Annotated in this window: 6 protein-coding genes; 3 read left to right on the forward strand and 3 right to left on the reverse strand. The window is 70.5% G+C overall.

The window, feature by feature from the left end:
• A partial coding sequence (locus AC08OP_RS20250; RefSeq protein WP_476615626.1) for a TerD family protein occupies positions 1-522 on the reverse strand: 522 nt, incomplete at its 3' end.
• Positions 523-809: 287 nt separating this feature from the next.
• Here AC08OP_RS20250 and AC08OP_RS20255 point away from each other — a divergent pair.
• On the forward strand, positions 810-1799 hold the full coding sequence (locus tag AC08OP_RS20255; protein WP_476615624.1) for an aldo/keto reductase: 990 nt from the start codon (positions 810-812) through the stop codon (positions 1797-1799).
• Between the two features lie 29 nt (positions 1800-1828).
• Here the strand turns inward: AC08OP_RS20255 and AC08OP_RS20260 are convergent, their stop codons facing one another.
• Positions 1829-2404, reverse strand: coding sequence for an Ntn hydrolase family protein (locus AC08OP_RS20260; RefSeq protein WP_476592619.1), 576 nt, complete (start codon positions 2402-2404; stop codon positions 1829-1831).
• A gap of 189 nt (positions 2405-2593) precedes the next feature.
• Between AC08OP_RS20260 and AC08OP_RS20265 the strand changes: the two genes are divergently transcribed.
• Together AC08OP_RS20265 and AC08OP_RS20270 are read left to right on the forward strand one after the other, a co-directional pair.
• Positions 2594-3373, forward strand: coding sequence for a sporulation protein (locus tag AC08OP_RS20265; protein WP_476600618.1), 780 nt, complete (start codon positions 2594-2596; stop codon positions 3371-3373).
• Positions 3374-3430: 57 nt separating this feature from the next.
• Entirely contained in the window at positions 3431-3856 is a 426-nt protein-coding gene (locus AC08OP_RS20270; protein WP_011437295.1) for a GNAT family N-acetyltransferase, read from the forward strand.
• A gap of 59 nt (positions 3857-3915) precedes the next feature.
• On the opposite strand, the gene AC08OP_RS20275 is transcribed toward AC08OP_RS20270, so the two are convergent.
• A partial coding sequence (locus AC08OP_RS20275; protein WP_476615625.1) for an alpha/beta hydrolase family protein occupies positions 3916-5228 on the reverse strand: 1313 nt, incomplete at its 5' end.

The following is a 5228-nucleotide window of genomic DNA, read 5'->3' on the forward strand; positions in this document are numbered from 1 at the left end:
GGCGACCTCACCGCCGTAAGAGCGGATGAGCTCGGCCAGTCCCCCCTGGAACCCCTGGCCCACGGCGGCGATCCGCCACACGCCCTTGCGGTAGATGTCGGCGATCATCACGGCGCGCTCGCTGGTGAAGTCGGCGCCGGTGAAGGAGTAGCGCAGCACCTCGGTTCCCGCGACGACGATCCGCAGGTACCCCGACGAGATCGCCGAGGCGCTACCGGCACCGTCGAGGGCGGCGCAGAACGACAGCCGGCCGATCGAGGCGGGCACCTGGTCGAGGGTGACCCGGAACGCCTGACTGTCGCCGGCCTGCGGCCCGAGGAGCTGGATGGACTTCTCCGGCGACGCCGGCTGGTTGAAGAAGACGAAGTAGCGGTCGTCGGTGAGGCGATCGGCGCCGTCCAGGCCGAAGCAGGAGATGTCCCACTCCCCCGGCGCATTGATCTGGATCCCGACGTACAGGTCGGTGCCCGGGGTGATCGTCGACAGCTGCGCCTTCTGCCCTCGACTGAACTGGGTGACCAACACGCTCCCTCCACCTGGCGTTCCGTGACGGACCGGCACAACCATTACCTACCGGCATTACCGTGCCCAACCGGCCAGCCGGCACCCGCCCGCATCCACACGAACCGGATTGCCGGCAAACTAGCAGCTGCCGGAGGGTACAGCCGAACACGTCGGCGCCGGGAACGCTGTCGATCCCCGGACAAGACGATTCGCGGACAAGACGATCCCCCGACGACACCGGCATCGGAGCGGCTACCGGTGACGCTCCTCTCGCGCTCCGGCACGGTCGGGCGTTCACTGGACAGATGCGCTACGTCGAGGGCATCACGACAGCCACCAGTAAGAAGATATCCAAGATCGGCCTCGGAACCTGGCAGTTCGGGTCCAGGGAGTGGGGGTACGGGGCGAGCTACGCCGACACCGAGGCCGGGCGCATCGTGCGCCGGGCCCTCGAACTCGGGGTGACGCTGTTCGACTCCGCCGAGATCTACGGGATGGGGCGCAGCGAACGCATCCTCGGCTCGGCGCTGGCCGGGATCCCGGACGCGCTGGACCGGGCGTATGTGGCGACGAAGGTGTTCCCCGTGCTCCCGCTGGCTCCGATCGTCGAGCAGCGGGCGGTCGCGAGCGCGAACCGGCTCGGGGTGCACCGCATCGACCTGTACCAGGTCCACCAGCCCAATCCGGTGATCAGGGACGGCCAGACGATGCGCGGGATGGCGGCGCTGCGCACCATCGGCCTCGTCGGGGACGTCGGGGTCAGCAACTACTCGCTGACCCGCTGGCAGGACGCCGAGGCGGCGCTCGGCGCGCCCATCCTGTCCAACCAGGTCGAGTACAGCCTGGTTCGGCGCAGGCGGGGCGAGGAGCTGCTGGCGTTCGCCGCCCGGGAGTCCCGGGTCGTGATCGCCTGGAGCCCGCTGAGCCAGGGGCTGCTCTCGGGCCGCTACGACGTCACGAACCGCCCGACCGGGCGGATCCGCGCGATAAACCCGCTGTTCCTCACCGAGAACCTGGCCCGCGCCACCCCGCTGCTCGACGTCCTACGCGAGGTCGCCGCCACGCACGACGCCACCCCCGCCCAGATCGCGCTGGCCTGGGCGATCCATCATCCGTCGGTCGTCGCGATCCCGGGGGCGTCCAGCGTCGCCCAGGTGGAGAGCAACGCCGCCGCGGCCGACATCACGCTCACCGAGGACGAATACGGCACGTTGACCGCCGCCGCGCAACGCTTCGAACCGCTCGCCGGCACGTCGGCCTTCGCCGCACTGGCCGCGGAACGGCTCCACCGCTGACCGCTGTCCGGCCAGTCCGGGGCGTCCGGTCAGTCCGGGGCGTCGTAGGTGGTCACGTCGTCGGAGGAGATGTCGTCGGAGGAGATGATGTGGAACGGCGGGCACACCCCGGTCGAGTGGTGGGCCGCGGCCTCCAGCGCCATCCGGACCCGCTGTTTCGGGTCGAGGCCCCGGGTGCTGTGCAGCGAGCCGCAGGCGTACTCGTCGCCGCTGCCGACCGCGTAGTAGTCGTCCACGCTGCGGCCGATCTGGTAGTCCGAGTCGATGCGGTAGAGGTGTCCGCGGACGCCGACCAGGAACAGCCCGCCGCTCTCATTGCCGGAGTCGTTGCGGGCGAAGCCGCCGTCGCGCAGGCAGTCCCGGACCACCGCGATGAAGTCCGTCGCCATGAACCGATCGAGATCCCAGTCCTGCGGGACCGGGGGCACGAGGCTGTAGCGGAGCAGCTGGCCCATCCGGAACGAATCAGTGAACCCCATAATGAACTCACTGTTACGAAATACCTTGGTATCCGCACGGACAGTGATAGACCAGCCGGCGACACCGGCGCTGTCCCCACCGATCACGACCCGGCCGTCCTGCTGTACCCCGACGATGCAGGTCACGAAGCGGAATGGTACCGGTTCGCCCCGAAGCCGGACGCCGTACCCCATCCGCGCCACCGGCCCGTTGACGCGCCCCGCCCGCTGTCACCCTGCCGACCCGGGAGCGGTTCCGGCGGTCCGGTCGTCCTGCGGATGTGAGAACGTGTCCTACGCACACACGAGAATGGGAATGGAAGAGGACGGGCACCCATGGGGATGAAGCGGTTCATGTCGCGGCTCGGCGTGGGCGGGGCCGAGGTCGAGACCGTGCTGGACCGTCCGGAGACCCTGCCGGGCCAGGTCGTGACCGGTCTGACCACCGTTACCGGCGGCAAGGTCGAGCAGAAGATCGAGAAGGTCCTCGTCACGCTCGAGGCGACCGTCGAGGTCGAGACCGACGACTCGACCTGGCACGAGCAGATCACCTTCGGTACCCAGCAGATCGGCGGCGACTTCACTATCCACCCGGAGCAGCAGATCAGCGGCCGCTTCGAGCTGCCCGTGCCGTGGCAGACCCCGATCACCGACATCGGCGGGTGGCACCTGCACGGGATGAAGATCGGGGTGCGGACCAAGCTGGCCATCCCCGGGGCGGTGGACCCGGGTGACCTCGACGCGGTGAACGTGCACCCGCTGCCCGTCCAGGAGGCGGTGCTCACCTCCCTCGGTGACCTCGGCTTCCACTTCAGGTCCGCCGACGTCGAGAAGGGCCGCCTACACGGCTCCGACCTGCCCTTCTACCAGGAGATCGAGCTGAAGCCGTCGGGCGAGTACGCCCGGCGCATCTCCGAACTGGAAGTCACCTTCCTCGTCGACGGCTCCGGGGTGGACGTCGTCCTGGAGGCCGACCGCCGCGGCGGGCTGCTGTCCTCCGGCGGCGACGAGCTCAGCCGGTTCCGGCTTGGCCACCACGACACCGACCGGCACCAGCTCGCCGGGCTGCTCCACCAGCAGCTGGAGCACCTGGGCCGCCGCCGCGGCTGGTTCTGAGCGCTCCACCCGTCCGGGGACATCGGCTCACCTGGTGAAGCTGCAAGAATACGGTATGTGAAGATCGAGGAGCTGGAGGCGGATCGTACCTGGCTGGCGTTCGACCCCATGCGGCAGCTTCGGCCGCATCTGACCTCCACCGGGTTCGTCAAGCTCGTCAACGAGGTCCAGCGCCCCGAGGGATACCGCCTGGTCGCGTCGTGGGACGGGGAGCTGGGACGGGTGGTCGCGGCGGTCGGATTCCGGCAGGTGACCTCGCTCGCCTACGGGCGGCATCTGGTCATCGACGACCTGTCCACGATCCTGGCGGCGCGGGGGCGGGGGCACGCCACCCGGCTGCTCGCCTGGAGTGAACGGGAGGCGCGCCGGCTCGGCTGCGAACATATCCATCTCGACGCCGGCACCCACCGCTACGAGGCGCACCGGCTCTACCTGCGGACCGGCTTCACGATCGCGGCCTTCCACTTCACCCGCCGGCTCTGAGATCCCTCCGCAGTCCCTCCCCCCGGCCGTCAGCCGTCCGGCGGTCGGGGGTGGGGGAGTCAGAGGGCCAGCAGCCGGGGGGTCAGCCAGTCGACGACGGCTCGGACGAACGACCTGCGGTGGCGCAGATCCGCGATCTCGTGCCCCTCGCCGGGAAAGAGCAGGTAACGGCAGTCGACGCCGCGAGCGAGGGCCGCGGCGACCGTCTGCTCCGCCTCGATCACCGGGACGTTGGTGTCGTTCTCCCCGTGCACGACGAGCAGCGGCGCGGCGAGGGCGCTCATCCGGTGCAGCGGGGACAGCGCCCGCAGCAACGCCGGCTCGGTGCGTGGATCACCGTACTTGGTGACCGCGGACGCGGCGATCCACGGCTCGGTGTACTGATAGAAACTCTCCAGATCAACCATCCCGCAGACGTCCACCCCGACCCGGAACAGCTCCGGGAAGTGGACCATCGCCGCCAGCGTCAGATAGCCGCCGTAGGAGCGGCCGGCGACGCCGATCCGGTCCGGGTCGGCCAGGCCCGTCGCGACCAGATGCGTCACGCAGCTGCGGACGTCGGCGATGCCACTGAACCGACGATGGGTGTGGTCCGCCTCCTCGAACGACCGGCCGAATCCGGTGGAGCCGCGCACGTTCGGCGCGAACACCGCGATCCCCCGGGCGAGCACGGCCTGGAACAGCGGGTTGTAGACGGGACGCTCCTGCGCCTCCGGGCCGCCGTGCAGGTGGAGCAGGGTCGGGACCGGTCCTCGCGGGCCGTGCGGGCGGTACCACCAACCGGACAGTTCCCGGCCGTCGTGGGCCGGCAGGGCGCACGGCACCGGACGGACCAGCCGCGGGTGGTCACCGGTGCGGGGCCCGGGGATCCCGGGTACGCGCGCCGGCGCGGATGGCGCGGATGGCGCGGGTGGCCCGGGTGGCCCGGCGGGCTCCGGGCTGTCGAATCCCGGACCGTCGACGTCGATATTCAGGACAACCCGCGGTCCCGGGATAGTCACCGCCTCGACGGGAGCGTGCGAGATCAGCCGACGGTAGCCGGCGGATGGCGCGGTGAGATCCCAGGTCCAGATCTCCCCCGGCCTGGTAGCACCATCCAGGGCAAGCACGAGCTCCCGGCCCCCGGGCCGGACGAGCACGCCGGTGACGACGTCGCGGGGAAGCGGCGGCAGCGTCAGTGACCGTCCGGTGGGCAGATCGACCAGCGCGAGCTCGCTGCGCCCGCCCACGTTCCAGACGACGACCGCCCGATCCGGATCGAGCAGGGCGAACCGCTCCAGATCGGCGTCGTCCCGGGCGACGAGGACCCGCGGCCCGCCGGCCGGATCGCCCGTGGGGTCGACGGGGACGCCAAACAACGCGGCCCGGTCCC

Source organism: Frankia sp. CeRuru1 (assembly GCF_977966315.1).